This is a genomic window from Nocardia sp. XZ_19_385 (assembly GCF_015355755.1).
Taxonomy (GTDB): domain Bacteria; phylum Actinomycetota; class Actinomycetes; order Mycobacteriales; family Mycobacteriaceae; genus Nocardia.
Map to the genome: position 1 here is coordinate 246221 of NZ_JACVEE010000004.1, position 25464 is coordinate 271684.

Below are 25464 nucleotides of genomic sequence, written 5' to 3' on the forward strand. Positions count from 1 at the left end.
CGACCGTTCGTCTTGGCAAGCCTTCGGTGCAAGAATGGTGAACATGAGCGATCCGAGCAGCGCCGTAGCGACCCCGAGCTCCGATCAGCGGCTGGCCAAGGGCGCGCGGTCCCGGGCTTCGATCGCCCGGCACGCCGCCGATGTCGCGTCGGTCGAGGGCCTCAACGGCGTCACCATCGGCCGCCTCGCCACCGACCTCGGCATCAGCAAGAGCGGCATCGCCACCCTTTTCGGCAGCAAGGAATCCCTGCAACTGGCCGCGGTGAAAGCGGGCCGCGAAGTGTTCGTCGCGCAGATCATCACCCCGAGCCTGAGCGAACCACGCGGTCTACCCCGCGTCCGAGCCCTGGTCGACCGCTGGTTCGCCCACGTCACCGAGCCGGTCTTTCCCGGCGGCTGTTTCCGCACCGCCGCCCTCACCGAATTCGACAGCAAGCCCGGCCCGGTCCGCGACGCCCTCGCCGCCGACCACGACGCCTGGCTCACCTTCCTGACCAAAGAAATCCGCAAAGCCCAAGACCAAGGCGCCCTCACCGGCCTGGACCCCGACGCCCTCGCCTTCGAACTCGACGCCGTCATCAGCGCCGCCAACACCGCTCGCCAACTCGGCGAGGACACCAAGGTCGCGATGGCTCAGAGCATCGTCGCCCGCCTGCTCGCGAGTTAGGCTGAGTGTCGCAGCGTCGCAAGGAGTCTCGTGATCGGCTGGATGATCTACCTGCACCGGCAGGCGGATAACCGCATGCAACCGGCAACTCGGACCTCGGAGAGTGGGACGCTGGCTGCCTGTTGGCAAGGCGGCTTAGGCGCTACCCGTTGGCTCCATGATCTTGTGGCATCGGGCTCAGCGATCGATCTCGGCGGGGACGGCTACCCGTCTTTGATGACCGCTCGGGCAGGTGCGGTAATCCCCGTCGTTAGCAACGGCCCGCCGTATGAGAACCGGCGATGGGTCGTAGGGGCCGAAGACATCGTGGACAAAGGCTGGGTGGGGAAGACCATCTACAAACCCGAGGTCGCGGACGCATGCGACGATGACGAATGGCTGCTCGTAACCATCTGGGACGAGAGCTGACTTTCTGTCGGCACTTGCCTGACCGTGCAACGTCGGCAGGTGGCGGGCGCGCAGCGGGTGCCTGGCGCGTCAGGCCGAGAGGGCGAGGGTGGTGGTGCGGGCGGCGTCGTAGCGGTCCCAGACGATGTCGGTGAGGGCGCGATGGGGGCCGATCACGTTGGCGTGCACAAGTTCTGGGGCGGTGGCGACCAGGCGGTCGGTGAGCAGGCCCGGGGCGAGGAACCAGGGGGCCACCAGGACCTGGTCGGCGCCGCGAGTGCGGAGGCGGGAAATTGCCTCGGTCACTGTGGGTTCGGTGGTGGCGAAGCAGACTTCGGTGTGCCAGCCGGTCAGCAGGGCGAGGCGGCGCGCGACGTCGGCGGTGCGGGCGTTGGCGGCGGCGGAGGACGAGCCGACGGCGGCTACTGCGACGCCGAGTCGGCGACCGAGGTTGCGGGGCAGGGCGTTCGGCGCGGCGTCCAGGACGCGGTCGCGGAGGGCACCGATCAGCCGAGGATCCGGGCCGAGGACGTCAGCCTGGGTGAGCTGCAACTGCGGGTGACGCGCACGCGCCGCGTTCAGCAACTCGGGTAGGTCCACCCGGGCGTGGAAGGCGCTGCCCAGCAACAGCGGCGCGACCACGGCGTGCGTATGCCCCTGTGCCGCAACGGCGTCCACGACCTGCTCTACCGAGGGGGCACTCAGGTCGAGGAAAGCCAGGCGGACGTCGAGATCCGGCCGGGCAGCGGCGATCTCGGCGACCACCGCTGCCATGGTGGCCGCCGAGCGCGGATCGCGGCTGCCGTGGGCAACCGCGATCAGCGCGGGCGGGGTACCGAACATCAGGCTGGTGCGCCGACCTCGACGGCGGTCAGCACGTCACCGACGAGGCCCGCGGCGAGGGTGTTGCCGCCGGCGGGGTCGATGAGCAGGAAGCTGCCGGTGCGCCGGTTGGCGCGGTAGTCGTCGGCCGCGATCGGCTCGGCGACGCGCACCGAGATGCGGCCGATGTCGTTGAGCTCCAACGACTCCGGGTTCGGCACCGCGGCCAGGTTCTGCTCGTCGAAGCGCTCCACGAGCGCGCCGACGATGGCCTGGGAGGTGCGGGTGCCGTGCTTGAGCAGCAGCCGGGCGCCGGGGCGCAGCGGCTTGTCGCCGAGCCAGCAGACGGTGGCGTCGAAGGTGTCGAGCGGCTCCGGCGCGTCGGCGACCGAGGCGATGATGTCGCCACGCGAGATGTCGACCTCATCGGCCAGGATCAGGGTGACGCTGCGTCCGGTCTGCGCGACCGCCAGCTCACCGTCGGGGGTGTCGATACGCTCGACGGTGGTGCGAATCCCGCTGGGCAGCACCACGATCTCGTCACCGGGTGACACCGAACCGGCCGCGATCTGACCCGCGTAACCGCGGTAGTCGGGGTACTCGGCGGTGCGCGGCCGGATCACGTACTGCACCGGGAACCGCAGCCCGAGCGCGGTGTTGTCGGCGTCGACCGGCACCGATTCCAGGTGCTCGATCAGCGACGGACCGGTGTAGTAGGGCGTGTTGTCCGAGCGCGAGGCGATGTTGTCGCCGTGCAGCGCCGACACCGGGATCTCCTGCACATCCTCCGGCGCCCAGCCCAGTGTCTTGGTCAGCGTGTTGAATTCGGCGGAGATCTCGGCGAACACGGTCTCCGGATCATCGACCAGGTCGATCTTGTTGACCGCCAGCACCAGCTTCGGCACACCCAGCAGCGCCAGCACCGCGGCATGGCGGCGGGTCTGCTCGATGACACCCTTGCGAGCGTCCACGAGCAGGATCACCAGCTGCGCGGTGGACGCGCCGGACACCGTGTTGCGCGTGTACTGCACGTGCCCCGGCGTATCGGCGAGCACGAAAGACCGCTGCGGCGTAGCGAAGTACCGGTAGGCGACATCGATGGTGATGCCCTGTTCCCGCTCCGCCCGCAAGCCGTCGACGAGCAGCGAAAGGTCCGGCGTGGCAAGACCTTTGTCGACCGAGGCGCGGGTGACCGCGTCGATCTGATCCGCCAGTACGGATTTCGTGTCGTAGAGCAACCGTCCGACCAGCGTGGACTTGCCGTCGTCGACAGAACCGGCGGTGGCCAGTCTCAATAGGTCGGCCATCAGAAGTAGCCCTCTCTCTTACGGTCTTCCATGGCGGCCTCGGACACCCGGTCGTCACCACGGGTAGCGCCACGCTCGGTCAAACGGGACGCCGCGACCTCGGCGAGGATCGCCTCGTTGTCGGTAGCGTCAGAAAGAATCGCGCCGGTGGAGGAGCCGTCGCCGACGGTGCGGTAGCGCACCGAAAGGGTCCGCAGCTCTTCACCTTCGGCCGGACCGCCCCACACGCCCGGCGTCATCCACATGCCGTCGCGCTGGTAGACCGGGCGCTGGTGCGCGTAGTAGATGCTGGCCAGGTCGATGTCCTCGCGGGCGATGTAGCGCCAGATATCGAGCTCGGTCCAGTTCGACAGCGGGAACACCCGCACATGCTCACCGGGAGCGTGCTTGCCGTTGTACAGGTTCCACAGCTCGGGGCGCTGCCGCTTCGGATCCCACTGCCCGAAGGCGTTGCGCAGCGAGAAGATTCGCTCCTTGGCGCGCGAACGCTCCTCGTCGCGGCGGCCACCGCCGAAGACCGCGTCGAAGCGATGCTCGGCGATGCCGTCCAGCAGCGGAACGGTCTGCAACGGGTTGCGGATACCGTCGGGGCGTTCGGTCAGGCGACCGTCGGCGAGGTAGTCCTCGACCTTCGCGACATGCAGGCGCAGGCCGTACTTCTCGACGATCTTGTCGCGGAACTCCAGCACCTCGGGCAGGTTGTGCCCGGTGTCCACGTGCAGCAGCGCGAAGGGCAGCGGCGCCGGCCAGAAGGCCTTGAGCGCCAGGTGCAGCAGCACCGTGGAGTCCTTGCCGCCGGAGAACAGGATCACCGGCCGCTCGAATTCCCCGGCCACCTCACGGAAGATATGGATCGACTCGGACTCCAACGCTGCGAGGGTGTCGAAATCGGTGATGCCCAAGGCTCGTTCACTGATGGTTTCGGTCATGACTGATGCAACCCGCATTCGGTCTTGGCGAGGCCGGCCCAGCGGCCGCTTCGCGGATCGGATCCCGGCTCCGGCTTCCGTGTGCACGGAGCGCAGCCGATGGACGGATATCCCTCTTCCACCAGAGGATTGACGAGGATGCCGTGGGTGTTGATGTAGTCCTGCATCTCGTCGTCGGACCACGGTGCGATCGGGTTGATCTTCACCAGGCCGAAAGCTTCGTCGTAGGAGATCAGCGGCGCGTTGGCCCGGGTCGGGGCCTCCACGCGGCGGATGCCGGTCACCCAGGCGTTGTAGCCGCTCAACGACTTCTGCAGCGGCACCACCTTGCGGAGGCGGCAGCATTCCGCGGCATCGCGGGCGAACAGATCCTTGCCCAGCAGCTGATCCTGTTCGGCCACAGTGTTTTCCGGGCGCACGTTGACCACGTTCACCCCGTACACGGCTTCCACCGCGTCCCGGGTGCCGATGGTCTCGGCGAAGTGATAGCCGGTGTCCAGGAACAGCACGTCCACGCCGGAGCGGATCTCCGCGGCCAGGTGCACCAGCACGCCGTCCTGCATGTTCGAGGCGACGATGTAGTTGCCGCCGAAGTTCTTCTCGGTCCACTCCAGCAGCTGCACCGCCGAGGCGTCCGGACCGAGTTCGGCCGCACCCTGCTCGGCGAGGGACCGCAGCTCGTCCTCGGACAGCTTCTCCGCGAGTTTCGTTGTCACAGTTGATCTCCTACCGAAGGTCTGCTTCGTCGGCACGAACCGCCCACTGGGCGAACCGTTCCCCGTCTTCGCGGTGCTTGAGGAAGTTGCGCACCACCCGCTCGATGTAGTCACCGAGCTCCTCGCTGGTCACCTTGTGCTGGCGCAGTTTGCGGCCGAAGGCACTGTCGAGGCCGAGGCTGCCACCGAGGTGAACCTGGAAGCCCTCCACCTGATTCCCGTCGCCGTCGTCCACCAGCTGGCCCTTGAAGCCGATGTCGGCGATCTGGGACCGGCCGCAGGAGTTCGGGCAGCCGTTGATGTTGACGGTGATCGGCACGTCCAGGTCGGCGTTGATGTCGGCCAGCCGCTGCTCCAGCTCGGGGGCGAGCACCTGGGAACGCTTGCGCGTCTCCACGAACGACAGCTTGCAGAACTCGATACCGCTGCACGCCAGCAGGTTTCGCCGCCAGTGCGACGGGCGCGCCTGCAAGCCCAGCGGCTGCAGCGCGTCGATCAGCTCTTCGACCTTGTCGTCGGCGACGTCGAGCACGATGAGCTTCTGGTACGGGGTGAACCGGATCCGGTCCGAGCCGATCTTTTCCACCGCGTCGGCCACCTGCTGCAGGATGGTGCCCGAGACGCGACCGGCGATGGGGGAGAAGCCGACGGCGTTGAGCCCGTTGCGCAGCTTCTGCACACCGATGTGATCGATAGGCCGCGAAGGCTTTTCGGGCGCGGGACCGTCGATCAGCTTGCGCTTCAGGTACTCGGTTTCGAGCACCTCGCGGAACTTCTCGATGCCCCAGTCCTTGACCAGGAACTTGATCCGCGCCTTGGTGCGCAGCCGCCGGTAGCCGTAGTCGCGGTAGAGCGCGACGACGGCCTCCCAGACATCGGGCACCTCGTCCAGCGGAACCCAGGCGCCCAGCCGCTGCGCCAGCATCGGGTTGGTGGACAGCCCGCCACCGACCCAGACGTCGAGGCCGGGACCGTGCTCCGGGTGCTCGACGCCGACGAAGGCGACGTCGTTGATCTCGTGCACCACGTCCTGCTGACCGGAGATGGCGGTCTTGAACTTGCGCGGCAGGTTCGAGTACTGCTTGTCGCCGATGAAGCGCCGGACGATCTCGTCGATCGCGGGCGTCGGATCCAGCACCTCGTCGAACGACTCACCGGCGAGCGGCGAGCCGAGCACCACGCGCGGGCAGTCGCCGCACGCCTCGGTGGTGTGCAGGCCGACCTCTTCGAGGCGCCGCCAGATCTCCGGCACGTTCTCGATCTCGATCCAGTGGTACTGGACGTTCTCGCGGTCGGACAGGTCGGCGGTGTCGCGGCCGAACTCGGTGGAGATCTGGCCGAGGGTCCGCAGCTGGTTCACGTTCAGCGCGCCGGCGTCGCAGCGCACCCGCATCATGAAGTACGGGGCCTCGAGAATGTCGATGTTCTCGTCGCCGGTGAAGGTGCCGTCGTAGCCCTGCTCACGCTGGGTGTAGAGACCCCACCAGCGCATGCGGCCCCGCAGATCGGCCTTGTCGATCGACTCGAAACCCTGCTTCGAGTAGATGTTCTCGATGCGCGCGCGCACGTTGAGCGGGTTGTCGTCCTTCTTGGACTGCTCGTTGGCGTTCAGCGGCTCGCGGTATCCGAGCGCCCACTGGCCTTCGGACTTGCGGCGTACCGGCTTTCCGGTGCGCTCGCGCCGGGCGGCGGGCTTGGGCTGATCGCTGGGACCGGCGTCGGTAGTCGACGTCATGGGGGTCACTCCTGCTGGGGTGGGGATACATCGGCGGGAGGACGCGAGGGGCTGACTCGCGCCCGCGATAGCAGCGAACCGATGCGAATTTCGAAGAGAGTCGGGGGAGACCCGGAAATGCGCGCCGCTGAACTACCGGACTGAACCGGGCAGACAACAGGCGCTGCAGACACGCTTGAAGTCGACGTGGCGACGTGCCACCAGTCGTACTCCAGATCCGCGCATGGGCCTATTGTGCCACGTCAAACGGGGCATTCCGACCGCCGTCCGATATTTCCCCCGAATTTGCGGGAAATCCGCAGGATGACCGAGGGTAGATGTGACAGTCGTCATAGATCGGCGCCGGGCTTGACCTCGAGCCCGGTCGAGGTTGGAAGCTCACTGCCATGAGCATCGAGTCGACCTACGCCCCCGCCGATACCGAAGCCGAACTCGCCGCGATCCGCGAGGTCATCGCCACCGTCGATCACGCCCAGCGCAACGAGCTCGTCGACGAGTTCATCGCGCTGTTCCGCGAAGACGCGATTTGGACCACCGGGCACGGCAAACGTCTCTTCGGCCGCGCCGCCATCGCCGAATTCACCGCGCAGGTTCTCCCCGGCGCCACCAAAGACGGCGGCCACGCCACCTACGACTTCGAATACGCGATGTTCATCCGCCCCGACGTCGCCGCCGTCAAGCTGCACCAGCGCTACTTCGACGCCGACGGCAACCTGATCGGTGAAGGCGCTCCGCTCTACGTCATGGCCAAGGAAGACGGCCGCTGGCTGCTCACCGCCAACCAGAACACCCCGATCGTCGCGAGCTGAGTTTTCCCGGCAGCCCGCGTGAACTGGAACACCCAGGTGGGTGCGGGTGGCGCGGGCGGAGGCGGTCACACTGGTGTGGTGAGTTCTTCCGCCCCCACGGGAACCGAAGCGACCGCGCCTGTGCTGCACGACTTCGGGGGCGGGCCCTTCGGCATCTACATTCATGTGCCGTTCTGCGCGACCCGGTGCGGGTACTGCGACTTCAACACCTACACCGCCGGTGAGCTGGGCACTTCGGCGTCGCCGCAATCCTGGCTGGAAGCCCTGCGCGGCGAGCTGGGCACGGCGGCCGCGGCCTTCGCGGAACTGCCTGCCGATACCCCTGAGGTCGCAACGATTTTCGTCGGCGGCGGCACGCCGTCACTGCTCGGCGGCGACGGTCTCGCGAACGTGCTGGACGCGGTGCGCGCGGAATTCACCCTGGCCCCCGGCGCGGAGATCACCACAGAATCGAACCCGGAATCGACATCCCCCGAATTCTTCGAGCAGTTGCTCGCGGGCGGGTTCACCAGAGTGTCGCTGGGCATGCAATCCGCGGCGCAGCATGTGCTGAAGATCCTGGACCGGACCCACACTCCTGGCCGTGCGGTCGCCGCCGCGAAGGAAGCCCGCGCGGCCGGTTTCGAGCACGTCAACCTCGACCTCATCTACGGCACCCCGGGCGAACGCGACGCCGACCTCGACGCCAGTTTGGACGCGGTCCTCGACGCCGGCGTCGACCACGTGTCCGCCTATTCGCTGATCGTCGAAGACGGCACCGCCATGGCTCGCAAGGTCCGCCGCGGCGAACTGCCCGCCCCCGATGACGACGTCCTGGCCGCCCGCTACGAACGCATCGATTCCCGCCTCGCCGCCGCCGGTCTCACCTGGTACGAGGTATCCAATTGGGCGGCAAACGATTCCGCCCGCTGCCGTCACAATCTCGGCTACTGGGACGGCGGCGATTGGCTCGGCGCGGGCCCGGGCGCCCACAGTCACGTCGGCGGCGTCCGTTGGTGGAACGTCAAACACCCGGCCCGCTACGCCGATCGCGTCGCCCTCGGCGGCCTCCCCGCCGCAGGCTGGGAAGCCCTCTCCGAGGAAGAGCGCTACACCGAACGGGTGATGCTCACAGTCCGCCTACACACCGGCTTGCCGCTGACCGACCTGGACCCGACCGGCGTCGCCGCTGCGGAGCGCGTCCTCGTCGATGGCCTGGCCGAACTCGTCGACGGCCGTCTCGTCCTCACCGCCCGCGGGCGCCTCCTCGCCGACGGCGTAGTCCGCGACTTGCTGACCTGAGCTCCGCGCCGTCCGGCGCACCCGGGCTGTTCGCGTTTGTTCGCCACCCGAGGACCCTTTGTCATCCGGGCGCGGCGGAAGATCTTGATCCCGTCACTGCCCGCCGCTGCTGGCGAATTGCTCGGCGCCGGAGCGGTTTCCGGCGGCGATCTTGTCCGGCCTCGCTGTGTGATCTCACAACCTCTCAGCGCCCATGTTTGCGTGGTCTTGCCTGATAGGCCCTGGTTCTACTATCGCCGCTGGACGCATACGCGTAGGCTCCGAATCAACCCCAAGGAGTCCTATGCCCCAGGCAAGACACATCACGCTGGTCCACGAGGCGAACGAATTCGCCGATGCGCGGGCCGCCGAGAAGATCGAAACAGCCCGGCAGAACGCCGTCGCGGCGCGCACGGTTGCCAGCCATTCCCAGAACGCCGACGACTGCCAGTCCTTGCTGGCGATGCTCGGTCTGGACGCCCTCGCGGGCAAGCACGCCAGGAGCCTCGCGCCCCGTTAGCGCGCGCTCGCGCCGGTTATATCGCTGTAAATGCTCGTGTGCCGCCCATTCTGGGGCGGCACACGAGTTATTAGACTGGACAACGAGGTCGGCCGCGATCACTACGCGGCCCGCGATCGAAGACCAGCGAGGAGGTGGGACGATGTCGAGCACCGAGGACAGGCGCTTCGAAGTCCTGCGGGCGATCGTCGCGGACTATGTCTCGACGAAGGAGCCCATCGGGTCGAAAACCCTGGTGGACCGGCACAATCTGGGTGTTTCCAGTGCGACCGTCCGCAATGACATGGCAGTGCTGGAGGCCGAGGGCTACATCACTCAGCCGCACACCAGCTCCGGTCGCATCCCGACCGACAAGGGCTATCGCCAGTTCGTCGACCGCATCTCCGAAGTCAAGCCGCTGTCCGGCGCCGAACGCCGGGCCATCATGGAATTCCTCGAATCCGGCGTCGATCTCGATGACGTGCTGCGCCGCGGCGTGCGCTTGCTGGCCCAGCTGACCAGGCAGGTCGCCGTCGTCCAGTACCCCACGGTGTCGGCGTCGACAGTGCGTCACATCGAGGTCGTCGCGCTCAACCCGGCCCGGCTGCTGCTCGTGGTGATCACCGACACCGGCCGCGTCGATCAGCGCCTGGTCGAACTCGGCGCACTCGTCGACGACGATGATCTGGCCGCGCTGCGCGGCCTGCTCGGCAACGCCATGGACGGCAAGCGCCTCGCGATGGCCTCCGCGGCTGTCGCCGAACTCCCCGAGACGGCCCCGCCGAAGCTGCGGGACGTGCTGATCCGGGTGTCGACCGTGCTGGTGGAGACCCTCGTCGAACATCCCGAGGAACGTCTCGTCCTGGGCGGCACCGCCAATCTCACTCGCAACGCCGCCGACTTCGGCCTGCCCGGTTCGCTGCGCCAAGTTCTGGAAGCGCTCGAGGAGCAAGTCGTCGTCCTCAAGTTGCTGGCCGCGACCCAGCAGCCCGGCACCGTGACTGTGCGGATCGGCGAGGAAACCCAGGTCGAGCAGATGCGCACCACCTCGGTGGTGTCCACCGCCTACGGCACCTCGGGCGCCGTGCTCGGCGGCATGGGCGTGCTCGGACCGACCCGGATGGATTACCCCGGCACCATCGCCTCGGTGGCGGCGGTTGCCCGCTACATCGGCGAAGTTCTCGCCGAACGCTGATCAATAGCGACACTGGGCCGCTGCTACCCTCGGTAGACGCTGCTACGTTCGCAGCCGCTTCCACCCTCGAACCCGCGGCCGGATAAAGTTGAGTGCATCCGACTAATGTCCGGTGGCATCGGCGTTCGGTTGGAGCGGACAGGTACGGGGAACGCAAACCAAGGACTAGAGACACAAGTGGCACGGGATTACTACGGACTGCTCGGCGTCGCGAAGAACGCGACCGACCAGGAAATCAAACGCGCCTACCGCAAGCTGGCGCGCGAACTGCATCCCGACGTCAACCCCGACGAAGCGGCGCAGGCCAAGTTCAAAGAGGTCTCGGCGGCCTACGAGGTGCTGTCGGATCCGGAGCGGCGGCGCATTGTCGACCTGGGCGGTGATCCGCTGGAATCCGGCGGCGCCGGCGGTGGCTTCGCGGGTGCCGGTTTCGGCGGGCTCGGCGATGTCTTCGAGGCATTCTTCGGCGGCATGAACGCCTCCGGCGGTTCGCGCAAGCCACGCGGCCGGGTGCAGCCGGGCGCCGATTCGCTGATCCGGACCAGGCTCAGCCTGGCCGAGTGCGCCGTCGGCGTGACCAAGCATCTGACCGTCGACACCGCGATCCTCTGCGACGTCTGCACCGGTGCGGGCACCAACGGCAACTCCAAGCCGGTGCGTTGCGAAACCTGTGGCGGCGCAGGCGAAGTCCAGTCGGTGCAGCGTTCGTTCCTGGGCCAGGTGCTGACCTCGCGTCCGTGCCCGACCTGCCGCGGTGCGGGCGAGACCATTCCCGATCCGTGCCACAAGTGTGGTGGCGACGGCCGGGTGCGTTCGCGTCGCGAGATCGCCGCGCCGATCCCGGCGGGTGTCGCCAACGGCATGCGCGTGCGGCTGGCCGCGCAGGGTGAGGTCGGCCCCGGCGGCGGTCACGCGGGTGACCTCTACGTCGAGGTCGTCGAGCAGCCACACGACGTGTTCGTCCGCGACGGCGACGACCTGCACTGCACCGTCCGGGTGCCGATGGTCGACGCGGCGCTGGGCACCACCGTCGTCATCGACACCATCCTCGACGGCCCGGTCGAACTGACCATCCCCGCCGGCACGCAGCCCGGCGAGGTCTCGGTGCTGCGGGGCCACGGCATGCCGCGGCTGCGCTCCGGTACGCGCGGCGAGCTGCTGGCGCACTTGGACATCGTGGTGCCGACCAAGCTCGACACCAAGCAGACCGACCTGCTGCGCAAGTACAAGGGCATGCGTGAGCGCGATCGTGCCGAGGTGATGTCGGCCCAGTCCGAGCACAACAGCGGCTTGTTCGCCCGGCTGCGCGCGTCGTTCAGCGGGCGCTGAGGCGTTGGCCGCCACCGTCTTCTATCTCGACGACATCCCGGAAGCGGGCGCGATCGCGGTGCTCGACGGCCCCGAGGGGCGGCATGCCGCGACCGTGCGCCGGATCGGGGTCGGCGAGCCGATCACCCTGTCCGACGGGCAGGGTGTGGTCGCCGAGTCGGAAGTGGTTGCGGCGCAGAAGGATCGGCTGGAGCTGCAGGTCCTGGCGCGGCGCCTGGCCGAGCCGGTGACGCCGCGGGTGACCGTGGTGCAGGCGTTGCCGAAATCGGATCGCTCCGAGCTGGCGGTCGAGTTGATGACCGAGGCGGGCGCCGACACGATCATTCCGTGGCAGGCGGTGCGCTGCGTCAGCAAGTGGGAAGGCAAGGCGGCCAAGGCCGTTGACAAGTGGCGGGCCGCGGCCCGCTCGGCCGCGCGGCAGTCGCGTCGTCCCTATATTCCGGAAGTCGCTGATCTGCACCGTACTCGGGACCTGCTGGACCTGGTCCGCAAGGCGAAAGCGGACGGCGCCATCGTCGCCGCCCTGCACGAGTCCGGCGCCGCCCGCTTCACCGAGCTGTCGTTCGACGGTGTGCCGGAGGTGATTCTGATCGTCGGCCCCGAAGGGGGACTTGACGATGCGGAGCTGGCGGCTTTGACCGAGGCGGGTGCCCAGGCAGTACTGCTGGGGCCGACGGTGCTCCGTACCTCGACAGCCGCGGCGGTCGCGCTCGGTGCCCTGGGCGCTCTCACCCCACGCTGGTAATTGCGCGCTGTTGGAAGTTCTCACAGAGATTCGCCGGTAGCGAACCCTCCGCAGACGCCCGCTCAGCGCCGTTCCAGCAGTGCCTGGTCTTCGCGATCGCCGCTGTTCCGTGATTCCGGCGAGGGTTGGGCCCGCGGAGGGCGGGGAATACTGCGAACAGGTTGCGGTTTATTCACTGGGCCGTGTCGGTGGTCCGCGTTAGAATTTCCTCACACGAAACAGCTGTCGAGACCGGAAAGCAGGCTGTAGCGACTTTTGCGTACACAAGGCGAGATCGGCGACCCCACCACCCCTTCGGCCGGAATCGGATCCGTAGACAACGGCACGGGGCCCGCACCGCGAACCGTGCGCTCCAGCATCGAGCTCGCTCCGGAATCCGTGTTCCCATTCCTTGGTTCGGCTGACCAGAACCTGCGTGAGCTCGAGCGGCTGCTCGACGCGGACATCCACGTCCGCGGTAACTCCGTGACCCTGTCCGGCAAGGCGGCCGATGTCGCCCTGGCCGAGCGGGTCATCGAACAGCTCGTCGCGCTCACCGGGCGTAACCGGGTGGTGACGCCGGAAGCGGTGCGGCACACGGTATCGATGCTCACCGAGGGCTCTTCGGATTCCCCGGCCGAGGTGCTGAGCCTGGATATTCTGTCCCGGCGCGGCAAGACCATCCGGCCCAAGACGCTGAACCAGAAGCGCTACGTCGACATGATCGACGCCAACACCATCGTCTTCGGCATCGGCCCCGCCGGTACCGGCAAGACCTACCTGGCGATGGCCAAGGCCGTGCAGGCGCTGCAGGCCAAACAGGTCACCCGGATCATCCTCACCCGCCCCGCGGTCGAGGCCGGCGAGCGTCTGGGCTTCCTGCCCGGCACCCTCAACGAGAAGATCGACCCGTACCTGCGCCCGCTCTACGACGCCCTGCACGACATGATGGATCCGGAAGCGATTCCGAAGCTGATGGCCGCCGGCGTCATCGAGGTCGCCCCCCTCGCCTACATGCGCGGCCGCAGCCTCAACGACGCCTTCATCATCCTCGACGAGGCCCAGAACACCACCGCCGAGCAGATGAAGATGTTCCTCACCCGTCTCGGCTTCGGCTCCAAAATGGTTGTCACCGGCGACATCAGCCAGGTCGACCTCCCGGGCGGCGCCCGCTCCGGCCTCCGCGCGGCCAGCGAAATCCTCACCGACATCGACGACATCGCCTTCGCCGAACTCACCTCCAGCGACGTCGTCCGGCACCGCCTGGTCTCCGACATCGTCGACGCCTACGACCGCCACGAATCCGAGACCCGCCCTGCCGTCGGCCAGCACTACCCGGGCAACCGCGCCCAGCGCCGCGCCGCCGGCCGCACCGACCGACGGTAAGGCCGCCGATCGGGGGTATGCCGCGAGCCGGGGGAGCTGGCTGGGCAGGGAGCGAATACCCTGTTCAGGTGAGCATTGAGATCGCCAATGAGTCGGGTGTCGACGTTCCCGAAGAAGAGCTGGTCAGTGTCGCGCGGTTTGTGATCGGGCGGATGGACGTGCATCCTGCGGCGGAGCTGTCGATGGTGCTGGTCGATCTCGACACCATGGCGGATCTGCATATGCGCTGGATGGATCTGCCGGGGCCGACCGATGTGATGTCGTTCCCGATGGATGAGCTGGAGCCGGGTGGGCGGCCGGACAGCCCGGAGCCGGGGCCGTCGATGCTCGGCGACATCGTGCTGTGCCCGGAGTTCGCGGCGGCGCAGGCGCGCAAGGCGGGGCATTCGCTGGATCACGAGCTGGCGCTGCTGACCGTGCACGGTGTGCTGCATCTGCTCGGGTACGACCATGCCGAACCCGAGGAAGAGAAAGAGATGTTCGCGCTGCAGGCGCGGCTGCTCGAGGAGTGGTACGAGAGCTTGCGGGAGGCGCGGGTGCGGGCCGAGCTCGCCGAACGCGACGCGCAGTTGCTGGGTAAAGCCGGATTCACCACACCGGGTGAAGATCTAGGCGCTCCGTGAGTTCGCTCACCCAAATAATTCTGGCGGTGCTGCTCGTCCCGTTGGGCGGGCTGTTCGCCGGTGTCGACGCGGCGCTGAACACGATCTCCCCGGCCCGCCTCGACGACATGGTGCGCGCCGAACGCCCCGGAGCGATCCGGCTGCGCCGCATCGTGGACGACCGGGCGCGCTACGTGAACCTGATGGTGCTGCTGCGCATCCTGTGCGAGATCGGCGCCACCGTGCTGCTCGCCTCGGCGCTGATCGGCATGATCAGCCAAGGCTGGGCGCTGCTGATCACCGCCACGGTGATGGTGCTGGTCGATTATGTGGTGATCGGTGTCGGCCCGCGCACCCTGGGCCGTCAGCACGCCTACACCCTGGCGCTGGCGGCGGCGGTGCCGTTGCAGTTCATCGGCATGATCCTCGGCCCGGTCAGCCGTTTGCTGATCCTCATCGGTAATGCGGTCACCCCCGGTAAAGGTTTTCGCAACGGTCCCTTCGCCTCCGAGATCGAGTTGCGCGAAGTCGTCGAAATGGCCAGCGAGCGCGGCGTTGTCGCCGACGACGAGCGCCGCATGATCCAGTCGGTCTTCGAGCTGGGTGACACCTCCGCGCGCGAAGTGATGGTGCCGCGCACCGAGATGGTCTGGATCGAACAGGACAAGACCGCGGCCCAGGCGATGTCGCTGGCGGTACGCAGCGGCCACTCCCGGATTCCGGTGATCGGCGAGAACGTCGACGACATCCAGGGTGTCGTCTACCTGAAAGACCTTGTGCCGTACGCAGATCGGAGTCGGCAGGTGCGCGTCGACGAGGTGATGCGACCCGCGGTGTTCATGCCCGACTCCAAACCGCTGGACGACCTGCTCGACGAAATGCAGCGCCGCCGGAACCATATGGCGCTGCTGGTCGACGAATACGGCGGCATCGCCGGCCTGGTGACCATCGAGGACGTGCTCGAGGAAATCGTCGGGGAAATCGCCGACGAATACGACACCGATGAGACCCCTCCGGTAGAAGACTTGGGCGACGGCCGTTTTCGAGTCTCGGCCCGGCTCGCGGTGGACGATCTGGCCGAGCTGTACGGGCTGGAGATCGAGGAGGAGGACGTCGACACCGTCGGTGGCCTGCTCGCGCACGCTCTGGGCCGGGTGCCGCTGCCGGGTTCCCAGGTCGAGGTGCACGGTCTGGTGCTGCGTGGCGAGGGTCATGCGGACGGGCGAGGGCGGATGCGGGTGCACACGGTCGAGGTGCGCCAGGCGCCGCGGAAAACCAGGGGCGAGGAGCCGAATGGCGAGACGCCCGAACATGACGAGGATGGAGACACCGATGACTGAATTGGACGACGAGGACACCAAACTGGTGGTCCTGGCTCGTGGTGCGCTGGCCCGCACCGGCGGTGCGAGCGGTGCCGCGGTGCGCGACACCGACGGCCGCACCTATGCCGCCGGTGAGGTCGGGCTGCAGGCGCTGCGGCTGACCGCCTTGCAGGCCGCCGTCGCGGCCGCGATCTCCAGTGGCGCAGAGGGTTTCGAGGCCGCCGTGGTGGTCGGCGGACGACTCTCCGACGGTGGGGTCGCCGCGGTGCGCGAGGTGTCCTCCGAGGCCCGGATCGTGTTCACCGACAAGGACGGCGCGGTGTTCGAGATCGTCGACGACGCCGCCGAGGTGTCCCATGGCTGACGCACCCGAATTCCGTTCCGGCTTCGTCTGTTTCGTGGGCCGGCCGAATACCGGCAAGTCGACGCTGACCAACGCGATGGTCGGCGCGAAGATCGCGATCACCTCCTCGCGCCCGCAGACCACCCGCCACACCATCCGCGGCATCGTGCATCGTTCGAACTTCCAGCTGATCCTGGTCGACACCCCCGGCCTGCACCGTCCCCGCACGCTGCTCGGTCAGCGTTTGAACGATCTTGTGCGCGATACGTATTCGGAAGTCGACGTGGTCGCGCTGTGCATTCCGGCGGACGAGAAGATCGGCCCGGGCGACCGCTGGATCGTCGAGCAGATCCGGCAGGTGGCACCGAAGACGACGTTGCTCGGTGTGGTCACCAAGATCGACAAGGTGTCTCGGGACGAGGTCGCCGGACAGTTGATGGCGGTCTCCAAGCTGCTCGGTGAGAACTCCGATGTGGTGCCGGTGTCGGCGGTGCGGGGCGAGCAGGTCGATGTCCTGGCCGAGGTCATCGCCTCGAAAATGCCGGAGGGCCCGGCCTTCTACCCCGACGGCGAACTCACCGACGAGCCCGAGGAAACCCTCATGGCCGAGCTCATCCGCGAGGCCGCGCTGGAGGGCGTGCGCGATGAACTCCCGCACTCGCTGGCCGTGGTCATCGAGGAGATCGTCCCGCGTGAGCGCGAGGAAGAGGAGCGCGACAAGCAGGTCAAAGAACTCCTCGACGTGCACGCCAACCTCTATGTCGAACGCCCCAGCCAGAAGGCCATCGTCATCGGCAAGGGCGGTGCCCGCCTCAAGGAGGTCGGCACAAACGCCCGCAAGCAGATCGAGAGCATCTTCGGCACTCGGATCTATCTGCACCTGCATGTGAAGGTAGCCAAGGATTGGCAGCGCGACCCGAAGCAGTTGCGCAAGCTCGGTTTCTAATACCTCGCGTTCCGCACGGCCCATCAAGTACCGTCAGTCCTGTCGCGCCGGAAGGGTCCCGGCGCGCTGCGGGTACGAGAGGACAGTGCGGGTGGCTGTCGCCGAAGGCATGGACTTTGCCGGGTATCGATTAGAAGGTCATCTCGGTGCCGGGGGCATGGGCACGGTGTTCCTCGCGCAGCATCCGCGGCTGCCGCGTAAGGACGCGCTGAAAATCCTGGCCGAGGAGCATTCCGGAGATTCCAGGTTCCGTGCCAGATTCCTGCGCGAGGCCGAGGTCGCCGCGCGGCTGCATCACCCGAACCTGGTGGCGGTGCGCGACCGTGGTCAGCACGACGGCCGGTTGTGGATCGCGATGCAGTACATCGACGGCGTCGACCTCGCCGAGCTGATCCGGCGCGGGCGGTTGCCGATCGAGCGGGTTCTGCGGATCATCAGCGAGGTCGCCAAGGGGCTGGACGCGATCCACCGGGCGGGGCTACTGCATCGGGATGTGAAGCCGGCCAACATTTTGGTCGAGGAGCAGCCCGGGCGGCCTGATCGGGTACTGGTCACCGATTTCGGTATCGCCCGCCCGGCCGACGATACGGCGACGCTGGCCGGTGGTCTCACGGCCACCCTGGCCTACGCCGCGCCGGAGCAGATCAGCGGCGGCCCGGTCGATCAGCGCGCCGACATCTACGCGCTGGGTTGTGTGCTCTACGAGTTACTCACGGGGACAGTGCCTTTCGCGCGTGACGACCCGGCCGCGCTGGTCTACGCGCACCTGAATGACACACCGCCGAAACCGTCGAATGCCGGGGCCGCACCGGGATTCGACGAGGTGATCGCCACCGCGCTGGCCAAACGCCCGGAGGACCGGTTCGCCAGCTGCGGTGCGCTGGCGGCCGCGGCGGAGGTGGCGGCCGAGTCGACCGTGCGGCTCGACGCGACTCCGGCGCCGCGTCGTCGCACCGCGCGTCGCCGCCTGCTGATCGGCGCGGCGCTGCTCGCGATCGTGCTGACCGGTGTGACGACGGCGGTGGCGCTGGGCCGGGAGGAGACCGTGCCGCGCGGGTCGACAGCCACCACCATCGGCCCGCAGACCGCCGTGGATACAGTGTCCTGGGGCGCGTACACCTATGTCGCGCAGGCATTTCCGGAGTTGATGCCGGCCTCGCAGTTCGGTGCCGGCTATCAGGAACTGTATGCCTGCCGCCCGGTGAACGAGGATCGGCGGGAACTCTCCGTCGACGTCTACGTACCCGTCGGCCGAGTTCATTGCCTGGGTAACCGGGAGCCCGCGGTCAGCCTGGACGTCGTCTGCAACGCGGATCGTTCGCCCATCGCGCCACCGCGGATCTTCGATTGGGCCGAGGGCGACGAGAGCTGGACTCGGGGCTCGGGTGCCGGAAATCTGCACTGGGGGACCTACATGGGTCTCGAGAGCGTCGTCGCCGGCTATCTGCGCGTCTACTTCGACGATGCCGATCGCAACTTCTGCTACCTCGTCGTGACCGGCGGTGCGTCCGGCGCCGAACTACGGTCGCGCTGGTGGACGGGTGCGCCGCTGTGAGGGTGCTGCGGATACTCCTCGTGTCGACGGTGTTGGCGGTTTGCGGGTGCACGGTGGTGGGTCGCCCCGTCTCCGGACCGGATCCGGCCGCGCTCGATGTCGGCCCGTACAGCCGGAATCCGATGATCGCGCCGGCCGTTGTGAGCGATTACCAGGGGCAGGTACTGGAGTCGATCCGCATGGCAGAGGCCATGGCGGACCCGGTGGCGGTGGATCCGGCACTGCGCGTGCCCCTCCGGGGTCCGCGCGCGGTGCCGCTGCCGACGCCGGCCAAAGCCTCCGGCCTGCTGGCGAATCCGACTCGGGCCGTGCTGGAGCGGCACGGGATGCTGGCCGGCTACACGGTGGGTGCCACCGATGCCGTCGAGGGCATGCGAGGAACGATCGGGTCCGCTCGCCTGCTGCAGATCGTGGTGCTGCGCTTCGCCGAGGCCGGCGCGGCACAACAGGCCGCGCAGGAGATCGATGCGGTCGACTTCGCGGTCAGCCCGGACAATGTCGCGGTGCCGGTCGCCGGATACCCGGCGGCGCGCAGTCATTGGCGTCCCACCGTGCCGACGCTGGCAGCCACCGTGGCCCACGAATCCTTCGTGATCAGCGTGCTCGCCGGTGACCGTACTCCGGACTTGGCCGCACTGTCCGCCCTGGCGAGCAAGGCATTCGATACCCAGATAGCGCTGCTGAAGACCTTCGCGCCGACACCTGCGGGCCGGTTCACCGAACTCCCCCTCGACCCCGACGCCATGCTGGGTCGGATGGTCCCCGAGGCGCCGGGCCGATGGCCGTTTCCCCAGGTGATCCTCGGTGATCTCGACGCGAACGCCGGATGGGACACACTGCTGAACGCGCGGGGGGTGGTGTATGGATCGCGCGGCGCCGAATTGACCTCCGGCCCGGCCGAACAGCGCTTCGAGTCGCTGGCGCTGAACCGTTTCGATCGGCTGGTCCGATTCGCCGACGCCGCCGCGGCGCGCAAGCACTTCGCCACGGTGCAGCGTCCGGCGGACGATACCGAGCTGGTGCGGATTCCGGCGCCTGCCGGGCTGATGGAGATCGACTGTCGCGAGCGTCCGAAGGCCATCGCGACGATGACGCGGTTCAGTTGCCTGCTCCGCTACGGCCGATATCTCGCCGCGGTGTTCAGCCGGGACTACACCGATGTCCGGCAACGCGCTGCGGCACAGTACGCGCTACTGGTGAACAGCGAGTAGGAGAATGGTCGAAACACTCAGTCCTGGAACAGAATTCGCGGGATACACGATCGAACGGCTACTCGGGGTCGGCGGTATGGGCGCGGTGTACGCGGCGTGGCATCCGCGCCTGCCCCGACGGGAAGCGGTGAAGATCCTGCCGCAGAACTTCAGCGCGTCAGCGGAGTTCCGTGCCCGCTTTCTGCGCGAAGCCGAAATGGCCGCCCGGCTGGACCACCGCAATATCGTGGCCGTGCACGACCGCGGGGAATTCGAGGGCCGGCTCTGGATCGCGATGGAGTACGTCGACGGCTTCGATGCCGCCGAACTGCTGCTTCGCGAGGGCGCTTTGCCGGTCGAGCGGGTGGTCGGTCTTGTCGCTGAGGTCGCCCAAGGCCTGGACGAAGCGCACCGATCCGGCATGCTGCACCGGGACGTGAAGCCGGCGAACATCCTGATCGAACCCGTCGACGGCGACGCCGGGCGAGTACTGGTCGCGGATTTCGGGATCGCCCGGGCCGCCGGTGACGGCACCGCGCTGACCGAGGTCGGCACGGTAGTGGGGACCCTGGCTTACACCGCCCCGGAAGTGCTTTCCGAACGGCAAGTCGATCACCGTGCGGACGTGTATGCGTTGGGCTGCACTGTTTTCGAGTTGCTGACCGGCAGCAAACCCTTCCCGCGTGCTTCGGTGGTCGCGGTCATGCGCGCGCATCTGGGCGAGCCGCCGCCCCGCGCCCGCCAGGCGCGGCCGAGTCTGCCGCCCGGAATCGATGCGGTGATCGCGCGGGCCATGGCGAAGAATCCGGAGGATCGCTACTCCTCCTGCGGGGCGCTCGCGGCGGCGGTGGCCGGAGCTTTCGGCCAGGCGGTCGAGCCGACGATGCTGGTGGTCCGGCCACCGAGCATTCCGTCCCAGCCGACTGTCCGTGCGCGGCCGGTACCCCCGCCCGAGCAGCCGCGGCGGCTCCGGTATGCGGCTGTTGCCGCCGGTGTCCTCGCTGTGCTGATTGCGGCGACCGGTATCGTTGTGCTGCAACGAGATTCGCCGGGACCGGCGGCTGCGCCGGTGCTGCCCACCGGCACTCCCAGCGGCGTCACCTGGGGGAAATATCAGTTCGTGGTCGATGCGCTGCCACAACTGCTGCCGGCCCGGCCGGTGACCACCGGATATCAGGGAATCCGCTGTGCCGCGGTCGATGAGCAGGACAATCCGGCTGACCTGGGCAAGGTACCGCGCACCATCGCTCGCCTGAGCTGTAGCGGAAACCACAACCCGGTGACGGATGTGGATATCCAGTGCGCCACGAACCGAACCCCGTTCTACCTGGCCGATGCGCATCCGCTCGGCGACCTGCGCTGGGAGCGGCGCACCGGCCGCGGCCGCGTGACCTGGATGGACATCGACTTGGCTGGTCGCCGCTCCGGCGCCGTGGGCCTCGAATTCGACGACACCGCGCGCAACTTCTGCCAAGTCGCGGTGATGGGCGGGGCCTCGGGAAAGGATCTCTACGATCGGTGGTGGCCTGATGCGCCTTTCTGAGGATTTCGCCGGGTATCACGTCGAACGCCGGCTCGGCGCGGGTGGCATGGGCGAGGTGTACTTGGCCCGGCATCCGCGCCTGCCACGTCATGACGCACTGAAGATCCTGTCCGACAAGCACGCCGCCAACGCGGAGTTCCGGGCCCGGTTCCTGCGTGAAGCGGAGATCGCCGTCCGGCTGCACCATCCCAATGTCGTCGCGGTGCGCGATCGCGGTGAGCACGACGGCCGGTTGTGGATCGCGATGCAGTACGTCGACGGGATGGATGTGGCCGAATTGATCGGCCAGGACCCGGGTGGGCTGCCCGTCGAGCGTGCCCTGCGGATCCTGACCGAGGCCGCCAACGGCCTCGATGAGATTCACCGGGTCGGACTGCTCCACCTCGATGTCAAACCGGCCAATATCCTGCTGGCCGCGGGCGCCGAGGAGCCCGAACGGGTGCTGGTCACCGATTTCGGTATCTCCCGCACCGCTGATCAGGACGAAAATGACACCGAGGCAGGCGGTTTCACCGCGACGCTGGCCTACGCGGCGCCCGAACAGATCAGTGCCGAAACCATCGATCACCGTGCCGATGTGTACGCGCTGGGCTGCACCTTCTATCACCTGCTCACCGGTTCGGTGCCCTACCTGCGCGGCAGCCCGGCCGCGGTGATGTACGCCCACCTGCTGGAGACGCCACCGCAGCCTTCGCTGGAAAACCCCCGGGTGCCAACAGAATTGGACGCGGTCATCACGACAGCCCTGGCCAAGGATCCGGCGGACCGCTATCAGAGCTGCGGTGGACTGGCGGCCGCCGCGCGGGCGGCCTGGTCGGCGTCGCGAGGTGAGCACGTCGTCCCGAGCGCGGGTCGGCGGCGACGTCTGCTCGCCGGTGCCGCGCTTGTCGCGAGTATCGCGGTGGCCGTGGCGATTTCGCTGGCCGTTCGGCATGGCTCCGACGAGACTCCGGCCTCGGGCGCTGCTCCGGTGCGCGTCAATGCCGACGCCTGGGGCACGGCCGCCTTGATCGCGCGGACCTTTCCGGAGCTGCTGCCGGTCGCACCGACCGCGACCGGGTACAAAGACCTGCACTCCTGTCTGCACCTGGATGCCAGAGAAAGCCAGAAGTACATCAGCTTCGACGAGGTGGTGCCGAGGGCGTCGGTGAGTTGCGGCGGCGACGCCGATCCCGTGGCGGTGCTGACGATTACCTGCAATAGCGACCGCACCCCGGTGACGGAGTCGCTGGTGATGACACAGTTGGAAGGCGAGGAACGGTGGACCAGGCCTTCGGGTACCGGCGTGATGCGCTGGGGCGGCAACGCCGGTACCGACGGCAGGATCATCGGCAAACTCGAAGTGCACTTCGACGGGCCTGATCGGAACTTCTGTCGACTTCGGGTCAGTGGCGCCGAGTCCGGTTCCGAACTCCGGGAACGATGGTGGCTCGATGCACCGATATGACAAGGGGTACCAATGATTTCGCGCACGGCACTGTTGCGTGCCGCTGTGCTGCTCACCGCGGCGCTGACGGTGGCGAGCGGCTGTGTCCGGACGGGGGAGCCGGTCCCCGCCGTAACCGCCCCGTCGGCGCTGGATATCGGTGCCAATGAGGTGCAGCCGCTGTCGGCGCCGGCGGGCAATGAACAGTATGGGCGGGTGCTGGAATCGGTGCGGATGGCCGAGGCCCTCCTCGACCCGGCCGAGGTGGATGCGGCACTGAGCAAAGGGGTGGCCAAACGAACTGGGCCACTGCCGAATCCGCAGAAAGCAGTGGGCGTGCTGGCCGTGCCGGTGCAAAAGGTGCTCGAATCCCACACGATGCTGGCCGGATACGTGGTCACCGGAAGTGAGGTCGAGATCCAAGAGCGGGCGGTCGGCACCGTGCGGCTATTGACCGTGCTTCTCCTGCGTTTCCCCGATGCGTCGGCCGCTCAGTTGGCGGCCCGGCAGATAGATGCCACCGATGCCGCGGTGAATCCGGACAACGTGGCGGTCCGGATCGCGGATTATCCCGGAGCGTACGGGCATTGGCGTCCGACCGCCCCGACGATGGCGGCGACGTTGGCGCACGGATCGTTCGTCATCAGCGTGCTGGCCGGTCACACCACGCCGGACTATGCGGTGCTGAGCGGGCTCGTCCGCAAGGCCTTCGATGTTCAGCTACCGCGGTTGCGTGAGTTTCGAGCCACGCCGCGGGAGCGTTTTGCCGATCTTCCGCTGGACCCGGACGGGATGGTGTCGCGTCTGCTGCCCTACGGCAACGGGCAGTGGCCCGTGCCGAGTGTGGTGGTCGTCGATCTCGACGACCAAGCCGGCCTCGGCGCGACGATCAGCACCAGCGGCGTGGTCTACGGACCTCGTGGCACTCGGCTGCTGCGAACGATGGGGATCAGCGAATCGGTCGAAATGCTCGCCATGAACGGCTTCAACGTTCTCGAAAGATTCCCGGACGCGGTCACCGCGCGGCGGGTCGTCACCGCGGAAAGACAGCGGGCAGAAGCGGATTCCCGGTCGGCGGCCGCGCCCAAGGGGTTATCCGACGCCTATTGTCACAAGTACAACGTCTCGGCGCCCGAGTGGCCGGTCCAGTTCGGTTGTCACGTGCTGTTCGGGCGATACTCCGCCACGATCGTCGGCCGCAATCTCACCGAGGCGCAGCAGCGTGCCGCCGCCCAATATCTGCTGCTGGTGAACAGTGCCTGACGCTGCCGAAATCTTATCTCCAGGAACGCTGTTCGCCGGCTACCGAATCGATCGGGTAATCGGCCGTGGCGGTATGGGCACGGTGTATGTGGCAGCCCATCCGCGCTTGCCGCGCCATGACGCCCTGAAAGTACTGTCGGCGCAACACAGTTCGGACGCCGAATTCCGGGCCCGCTTCATCCGGGAAGCGGAACTGGCGGCGCGGCTGGATCATCCGAATATCGTCGGTGTCCACGACCGCGGCATCGAGCACGGACGATTGTGGATCGCGATGCGGTTCGTCGACGGCATCGATGCCGCCGCGCTGATTCGCCGGGGCCTCGAGGAGGTGCCGCCCGAACGCGCCGTGCACATCATCAGCGCGGCGGCCCGTGGCTTGGACCACGCGCATCGCGCCGGCATGGTCCACCGGGATGTCAAACCGGCGAACATCCTGCTCGAATCTATTCCGGGACAACCCGATCGGGTTTCGATCACAGACTTCGGCATCGCGCGTACCGCCGCCGCGACGACCGCACTGACACAGGTGGGCACGGTGCTCGCGACCGTCGGTTACGCGGCGCCCGAACAGCTCACCGCGGGGACCGTCGATCACCGCGCCGATGTGTACGCGCTGGGTTGCACGCTCTACGAATTGCTGACGGGGGCGAAACCGTTTCCGCGCCCCACCGTCGAGGCGACGATCCACGCTCACCTCCACGATCGCCCGCCCCGCCCGACCAGCGTGGTCCACCTGCCCGGCGCGATCGACGGCGTGATCGCCAAGGCGCTGTCCAAGGACCCGGCGCGGCGCCACCAATCCGCGGGCGCACTCGCTGCGGCCGCCGGGGCGGCTCTGGGCATCGCGCCGGCTCCGGAGGTTCGGGTGCGGCGGTCGCCGCGCAGGCGTGCGATCGCGCTCGGTGCGGCGGCCATGGTCGCGGCCCTGCTCGGTGCGGCCGCCTACGTCTTCCAATTTCGAGATCGGGAACCCGCCGAAAGCGCGCTGTCTTCGACGACGGTTGCCGCGCCGAACTCCTGGGGAGCGCACGAGTACATGGTGAAAGCCTTTCCTCAGCTGCTGCCCAAAACCCAGACCGACAGCGGTTACCGGGGTCTGCGATGCACCGCCGTGGACGGCAATCTGCAGCCGATCGATGTGAATCAATCGCGGGACTCGCTGAACCGGTTGTCCTGCAACGGAGACCTCGATCCAGTGTGGCGACTCGTCGTGGTCTGCAGCACGGTCAGCGTGAACGAGAATTTCGGCCCGGCGGCCGACCGCCCGGTGACCGTCGACGAGCGCTGGCAGCGTCCTTCGGGGAACGGGCGGGTTATCGGGCAGGATGTTCCCGCCTCGGACGATCGCCGTGAGCTCAGCGGGCAGTTGAAGATCCAGTTCTTCGATGAAACCCGCAAGTACTGCGATATCGCCGTCCTCGGCGGCAACTCCGGCCGGGATCTCTACGACCGCTGGTGGCTCGACGCACCCTTGTAACCCCGAATGTTCTTGTAACGTCAGGGGTTCGC

The 25464-nt window shown here is 67.7% G+C and carries 25 protein-coding genes; 19 read left to right on the forward strand and 6 right to left on the reverse strand.

Features of this window, described 5'->3' with window-relative positions:
• Positions 1–43 precede the first annotated feature (43 nt).
• Complete coding sequence (locus tag IBX22_RS30025) at positions 44–667, forward strand: TetR/AcrR family transcriptional regulator (protein ID WP_194819126.1); 624 nt, start codon at positions 44–46, stop codon at positions 665–667.
• Between the two features lie 30 nt (positions 668–697).
• Entirely contained in the window at positions 698–1075 is a 378-nt protein-coding gene (locus tag IBX22_RS30030; RefSeq protein WP_194819127.1) for a hypothetical protein, read from the forward strand.
• Between the two features lie 69 nt (positions 1076–1144).
• Here IBX22_RS30030 and IBX22_RS30035 read toward each other — a convergent pair whose 3' ends face one another.
• The 6 genes from IBX22_RS30035 to IBX22_RS38605 form a co-directional block, all read right to left on the reverse strand.
• A complete protein-coding gene (locus tag IBX22_RS30035; protein ID WP_194819128.1) occupies positions 1145–1897 on the reverse strand; it encodes a sirohydrochlorin chelatase in 753 nt (250 codons plus the stop codon).
• Complete coding sequence (locus tag IBX22_RS30040; RefSeq protein ID WP_194819129.1) at positions 1897–3183, reverse strand: sulfate adenylyltransferase subunit 1; 1287 nt, start codon at positions 3181–3183, stop codon at positions 1897–1899. The genes IBX22_RS30035 and IBX22_RS30040 overlap by 1 nt, the downstream gene beginning before the upstream one ends.
• Positions 3183–4112, reverse strand: a complete 930-nt coding sequence (gene cysD, locus IBX22_RS30045) for a sulfate adenylyltransferase subunit CysD (protein ID WP_375540293.1) — start codon at positions 4110–4112, stop codon at positions 3183–3185. Before cysD ends, IBX22_RS30040 begins: the two co-directional genes overlap by 1 nt.
• Entirely contained in the window at positions 4109–4828 is a 720-nt protein-coding gene (locus tag IBX22_RS30050; protein WP_194819131.1) for a phosphoadenylyl-sulfate reductase, read from the reverse strand. The genes cysD and IBX22_RS30050 overlap by 4 nt, the downstream gene beginning before the upstream one ends.
• A 10-nt stretch (positions 4829–4838) precedes the next feature.
• A complete protein-coding gene (locus tag IBX22_RS30055; RefSeq protein ID WP_194819132.1) occupies positions 4839–6563 on the reverse strand; it encodes a nitrite/sulfite reductase in 1725 nt (574 codons plus the stop codon).
• 132 nt (positions 6564–6695) lie between these two features.
• On the reverse strand, positions 6696–6896 hold the full coding sequence (locus IBX22_RS38605; RefSeq protein ID WP_375540294.1) for an Ms4527A family Cys-rich leader peptide: 201 nt from the start codon (positions 6894–6896) through the stop codon (positions 6696–6698).
• Positions 6897–6949: 53 nt separating this feature from the next.
• On the opposite strand from IBX22_RS38605, the gene IBX22_RS30060 reads away from it, so the two are divergent.
• The 17 genes from IBX22_RS30060 (at position 6950) to IBX22_RS30140 (ending at position 25432) form a co-directional block, all read left to right on the forward strand.
• A complete protein-coding gene (locus IBX22_RS30060; protein WP_194819133.1) occupies positions 6950–7372 on the forward strand; it encodes an SgcJ/EcaC family oxidoreductase in 423 nt (140 codons plus the stop codon).
• Positions 7373–7450: 78 nt separating this feature from the next.
• Positions 7451–8653, forward strand: a complete 1203-nt coding sequence (hemW, locus tag IBX22_RS30065; protein ID WP_194819134.1) for a radical SAM family heme chaperone HemW — start codon at positions 7451–7453, stop codon at positions 8651–8653.
• A gap of 283 nt (positions 8654–8936) precedes the next feature.
• The gene (locus IBX22_RS30070) at positions 8937–9152 is read left to right on the forward strand and encodes a hypothetical protein (protein WP_194819135.1); all 216 of its coding nucleotides are present in this window, start codon (positions 8937–8939) and stop codon (positions 9150–9152) included.
• A gap of 142 nt (positions 9153–9294) precedes the next feature.
• Positions 9295–10326: a heat-inducible transcriptional repressor HrcA gene (gene hrcA / locus IBX22_RS30075; protein WP_194819136.1), complete on the forward strand. Its 1032-nt coding sequence runs from the start codon at positions 9295–9297 to the stop codon at positions 10324–10326.
• A gap of 177 nt (positions 10327–10503) precedes the next feature.
• On the forward strand, positions 10504–11655 hold the full coding sequence (dnaJ, locus tag IBX22_RS30080; RefSeq protein ID WP_194819137.1) for a molecular chaperone DnaJ: 1152 nt from the start codon (positions 10504–10506) through the stop codon (positions 11653–11655).
• Positions 11656–11659: 4 nt separating this feature from the next.
• Entirely contained in the window at positions 11660–12400 is a 741-nt protein-coding gene (locus tag IBX22_RS30085) for a 16S rRNA (uracil(1498)-N(3))-methyltransferase (RefSeq protein ID WP_194819138.1), read from the forward strand.
• Positions 12401–12703: 303 nt separating this feature from the next.
• Positions 12704–13765 carry a PhoH family protein gene (locus IBX22_RS30090; RefSeq protein ID WP_194819514.1) on the forward strand — a complete coding sequence of 354 codons (1062 nt, stop codon included), beginning with the start codon at positions 12704–12706 and terminating at the stop codon, positions 13763–13765.
• 68 nt (positions 13766–13833) lie between these two features.
• A complete protein-coding gene (gene ybeY, locus IBX22_RS30095) occupies positions 13834–14388 on the forward strand; it encodes an rRNA maturation RNase YbeY (protein WP_194819139.1) in 555 nt (184 codons plus the stop codon).
• The gene (locus IBX22_RS30100; protein ID WP_194819140.1) at positions 14385–15707 is read left to right on the forward strand and encodes a hemolysin family protein; all 1323 of its coding nucleotides are present in this window, start codon (positions 14385–14387) and stop codon (positions 15705–15707) included. Before ybeY ends, IBX22_RS30100 begins: the two co-directional genes overlap by 4 nt.
• Positions 15700–16053, forward strand: a complete 354-nt coding sequence (locus tag IBX22_RS30105; RefSeq protein ID WP_194819141.1) for a cytidine deaminase — start codon at positions 15700–15702, stop codon at positions 16051–16053. The genes IBX22_RS30100 and IBX22_RS30105 overlap by 8 nt, the downstream gene beginning before the upstream one ends.
• Complete coding sequence (gene era / locus IBX22_RS30110) at positions 16046–16978, forward strand: GTPase Era (protein WP_194819142.1); 933 nt, start codon at positions 16046–16048, stop codon at positions 16976–16978. The genes IBX22_RS30105 and era overlap by 8 nt, the downstream gene beginning before the upstream one ends.
• Positions 16979–17069: 91 nt before the next feature.
• Complete coding sequence (locus IBX22_RS30115; RefSeq protein WP_309234846.1) at positions 17070–18533, forward strand: serine/threonine-protein kinase; 1464 nt, start codon at positions 17070–17072, stop codon at positions 18531–18533.
• Positions 18534–18553: 20 nt separating this feature from the next.
• Positions 18554–19744, forward strand: coding sequence for a hypothetical protein (locus IBX22_RS30120; RefSeq protein WP_194819144.1), 1191 nt, complete (start codon positions 18554–18556; stop codon positions 19742–19744).
• A 4-nt stretch (positions 19745–19748) separates the two neighbouring features.
• On the forward strand, positions 19749–21266 hold the full coding sequence (locus IBX22_RS30125) for a serine/threonine-protein kinase (RefSeq protein WP_194819145.1): 1518 nt from the start codon (positions 19749–19751) through the stop codon (positions 21264–21266).
• Positions 21253–22713, forward strand: a complete 1461-nt coding sequence (locus IBX22_RS30130; protein WP_194819146.1) for a serine/threonine-protein kinase — start codon at positions 21253–21255, stop codon at positions 22711–22713. Before IBX22_RS30125 ends, IBX22_RS30130 begins: the two co-directional genes overlap by 14 nt.
• Positions 22714–22725: 12 nt before the next feature.
• Positions 22726–23955 carry a hypothetical protein gene (locus IBX22_RS30135; RefSeq protein ID WP_194819147.1) on the forward strand — a complete coding sequence of 410 codons (1230 nt, stop codon included), beginning with the start codon at positions 22726–22728 and terminating at the stop codon, positions 23953–23955.
• Entirely contained in the window at positions 23948–25432 is a 1485-nt protein-coding gene (locus IBX22_RS30140) for a serine/threonine-protein kinase (protein WP_309234847.1), read from the forward strand. Before IBX22_RS30135 ends, IBX22_RS30140 begins: the two co-directional genes overlap by 8 nt.
• Positions 25433–25464: the final 32 nt, after the last annotated feature.

What these genes read in the sequence shown, in the direction of transcription:
- IBX22_RS30025 (WP_194819126.1), top strand. Translation starts at nt 44, where the DNA reads ATGAGCGATCCGAGCAGCGCCGTAGCGACCCCGAGCTCCGATCAGCGG.
- IBX22_RS30035 (WP_194819128.1), bottom strand. Translation starts at nt 1,897, where the DNA reads ATGTTCGGTACCCCGCCCGCGCTGATCGCGGTTGCCCACGGCAGCCGC.
- IBX22_RS30040 (WP_194819129.1), bottom strand. Translation starts at nt 3,183, where the DNA reads ATGGCCGACCTATTGAGACTGGCCACCGCCGGTTCTGTCGACGACGGC.
- cysD (WP_375540293.1), bottom strand. Translation starts at nt 4,112, where the DNA reads ATGACCGAAACCATCAGTGAACGAGCCTTGGGCATCACCGATTTCGAC.
- IBX22_RS30055 (WP_194819132.1), bottom strand. Translation starts at nt 6,563, where the DNA reads ATGACGTCGACTACCGACGCCGGTCCCAGCGATCAGCCCAAGCCCGCC.
- IBX22_RS38605 (WP_375540294.1), bottom strand. Translation starts at nt 6,896, where the DNA reads ATGACGACTGTCACATCTACCCTCGGTCATCCTGCGGATTTCCCGCAA.
- IBX22_RS30060 (WP_194819133.1), top strand. Translation starts at nt 6,950, where the DNA reads ATGAGCATCGAGTCGACCTACGCCCCCGCCGATACCGAAGCCGAACTC.
- IBX22_RS30070 (WP_194819135.1), top strand. Translation starts at nt 8,937, where the DNA reads ATGCCCCAGGCAAGACACATCACGCTGGTCCACGAGGCGAACGAATTC.
- hrcA (WP_194819136.1), top strand. Translation starts at nt 9,295, where the DNA reads ATGTCGAGCACCGAGGACAGGCGCTTCGAAGTCCTGCGGGCGATCGTC.
- IBX22_RS30105 (WP_194819141.1), top strand. Translation starts at nt 15,700, where the DNA reads ATGACTGAATTGGACGACGAGGACACCAAACTGGTGGTCCTGGCTCGT.
- era (WP_194819142.1), top strand. Translation starts at nt 16,046, where the DNA reads ATGGCTGACGCACCCGAATTCCGTTCCGGCTTCGTCTGTTTCGTGGGC.
- IBX22_RS30125 (WP_194819145.1), top strand. Translation starts at nt 19,749, where the DNA reads ATGGTCGAAACACTCAGTCCTGGAACAGAATTCGCGGGATACACGATC.
- IBX22_RS30130 (WP_194819146.1), top strand. Translation starts at nt 21,253, where the DNA reads ATGCGCCTTTCTGAGGATTTCGCCGGGTATCACGTCGAACGCCGGCTC.
- IBX22_RS30135 (WP_194819147.1), top strand. Translation starts at nt 22,726, where the DNA reads ATGATTTCGCGCACGGCACTGTTGCGTGCCGCTGTGCTGCTCACCGCG.